Genomic DNA, 2,467 nt, shown 5'->3' with positions numbered 1-2,467 from the left:
ACAGTCCGCGATAATCCGTTGTCTCGGGATCGGTGCGCGCCAGCAGCGTCATGACATGGGTGCGCGCGGCATGGGTGATCCAGGTCTTATTGCCTGTCACCTCCCAACCCTCTGGGGTGCGCGTCGCGCGGGTGCGCAATGCCCCCAGATCAGAGCCGGTGTTGGGCTCGGTAAAGACCGCAGTGGGCAAAATCTCTCCCGAGGCGAGCGCGGGCAGCCATTGGGCCTTTTGCGCCTCGGTCCCCCCGCATAAAATCAGTTCGGCCGCGATTTCCGAGCGGGTGCCCAAAGATCCCACGCCGATATAGCCCCGAGACAGCTCTTCAGAGACCACCACCATCGAGGCCTTCGACAGGCCAAGCCCGCCAAATTCTTCGGGGATGGTCAGGCCGAAAACGCCAAGCTCGGCAAGTTCATTGATGATTTCGATGGGGATCAACTCGTCGCGCAGATGCCAGCCATGGGCATTGGGGATCACACGCTCATCGGCATAGCGGCGGAACTGGTCGCGAATCATCTCTAATTCGTCATCCAGCCCGCTGGCACCAAAGGTCGCTCGCCCCTGATTATCCTGCATCAGTTGGACCAGCGCCGCCCGTACTGCGGGAGTATTGGCCGCCATCAGATCGCGCGCCGCCGCCGAGGGCTGCCAGCTGATCCCCAGATCGCTCAGACGGGCGAATTCGTTCTGGCTCATGGGGATGCCGCCAGCGATCTGGGTCAGATATTCGGCAAAACCGATGGTCAGAATATGCACCTCAATGGCGCCCCAGCGCCCCTCATCGGCCAGACGCGCGGCCCAAGCTGAAAGTTGGCGCAGCGATTCGACATAGGTGGCAAGCCAGGACAGGGCATGGGCGGCATGTTGATGCTGCTCGATCAATCCGGCATCCGGCTTGCCCTCTGGCGCGACCAATTCGCGCAAGGCCTTGATTGCGCGATCTTGCAGCGCGTCCAGTTCGGGCTGGACGGCGCGGCTTAAGGCGATCGGATCGGCGGAATGCATCTGGGCGGCAAACTGGTTCATCTGGTTCATCCCTTGCGGCGTTGCAGCAATTTCTAACGCCTTCGCAACCGCAGCGCAACTATCATGCAAATTAATGTTCAAAATCGAACGAATATGTCTTTGACGTTCAGCTAACCCCAGGACGGCGCGCCCGGCCTTGGAAAGGCTATCCTCACAGGTGTATCCCTGAAGCGATATTTCCAAACCGAGCCGCCCCATGAAAATCGATGCCGCCGCCCTGACCGCGCAACTGATCCGCTGCCCCTCTGTCACCCCTGAAGAAGGCGGCGCGCTGGTGCTGCTTGAAGCGCTGTTGCGCGAGGCCGGATTCGAGACCCATCGCGTCGACCGCAATGGCACGCCCAATCTGTTTGCCCGTTACGGCGCAAAAGGGGCCGCGCGCAGCTTTGGCTTTAATGGCCATACCGATGTCGTGCCCCCCGGCGATATCGCCAGCTGGACCCACCCGCCTTTTTCAGGAGAAGTCGTGGATGGCATGATCTGGGGACGCGGTGCGACCGACATGAAATCGGGTGTCGCGGCCTTTACCGCCGCCGCAATCGACATGGTGCCGGATCTGCCCGGCGACGGCGCCCTGATCCTGACCATCACCGGCGATGAGGAAGGGCCAAGCCGTGATGGCACCGTTGCTCTGCTGGATTGGATGAAGGCCAATGGCGAGCAGATGAGCGTGTGCATTGTCGGCGAGCCCTCGAACCCGACCAAGGTCGGCGAAATGATGAAAATCGGGCGGCGCGGTTCGATCAACTTCAAGATTCTGGTCAAAGGGGTGCAGGGCCACGCTGCTTATCCGCATCTGACCAAGAATCCGCTGCATGCATTGATCCGCTATCTGGGCGAGCTGACCCAGACCCCGCTGGATCAGGGCACCGATCATTTTGAGCCCTCTGGCTTGCAAGTCACCTCGATCGACTGCGGCAATGCCACAACCAATGTCGTGCCCCAGCGCGCAAGCGCGCTGCTGAACATCCGTTTCAACGATGCCCATACCAGCGCCAGCCTCATCACCCGGCTGACAGATCTGGCCGCGCGGATCGAGGCTGAGACCGGCGTTGAATTCACGCTGGAAAGCGATTGCTCGGGCGAGAGCTTTGTCACCGAACCCGGCCCCTTTGTTGATCTGGTGCGCGCGGTGGTGGCGCGAGAGACGGGCGTTACCCCGGTCCTGTCCACCGGCGGCGGGACATCGGATGCGCGCTTTGTCCAAAATCACTGCCCGGTCCTTGAATATGGTCTGGTCGGTCGTTTTATGCATGAGGTGGATGAACGTGTACCGGTCGAGCAGGTGCAGCAATTGGCCCGGATTTATCGCTCGGTTCTGGATGGGTATTTTTCGTGATAGAGAAAACGCATGATTTCGCGGCCTGTCTGGCCATCCGCCTGAAGGTTTTCGTTGAAGAACAGCATGTTCCGCTTGAGGAAGAGCGCGACGCCTATGAC

At 60.5% G+C, this 2,467-nt stretch carries 2 protein-coding genes; one reads left to right on the top strand and one right to left on the bottom strand.

Going from position 1 to position 2,467, the window contains the following annotated elements:
• Positions 1 to 1,027: acyl-CoA dehydrogenase family protein (locus RTS12_RS20585; protein WP_409455729.1), on the bottom strand; the 1,027-nt coding region annotated here is incomplete at its 3' end.
• A gap of 196 nt (positions 1,028 to 1,223) precedes the next feature.
• On the opposite strand from RTS12_RS20585, the gene dapE reads away from it, so the two are divergent.
• Positions 1,224 to 2,366: a succinyl-diaminopimelate desuccinylase gene (gene dapE, locus RTS12_RS20580; RefSeq protein ID WP_312532000.1), complete on the top strand. Its 1,143-nt coding sequence runs from the start codon at positions 1,224 to 1,226 to the stop codon at positions 2,364 to 2,366.
• Positions 2,367 to 2,467: the final 101 nt, after the last annotated feature.

Origin of the sequence: Paracoccus sp. (in: a-proteobacteria) (genome assembly GCF_032007265.1) — a bacterium.
GTDB lineage: Bacteria > Pseudomonadota > Alphaproteobacteria > Rhodobacterales > Rhodobacteraceae > Paracoccus.
The sequence above is the reverse complement of the archived record's forward strand: the minus strand, read 5'-3'. Positions and strand labels throughout refer to the sequence as shown.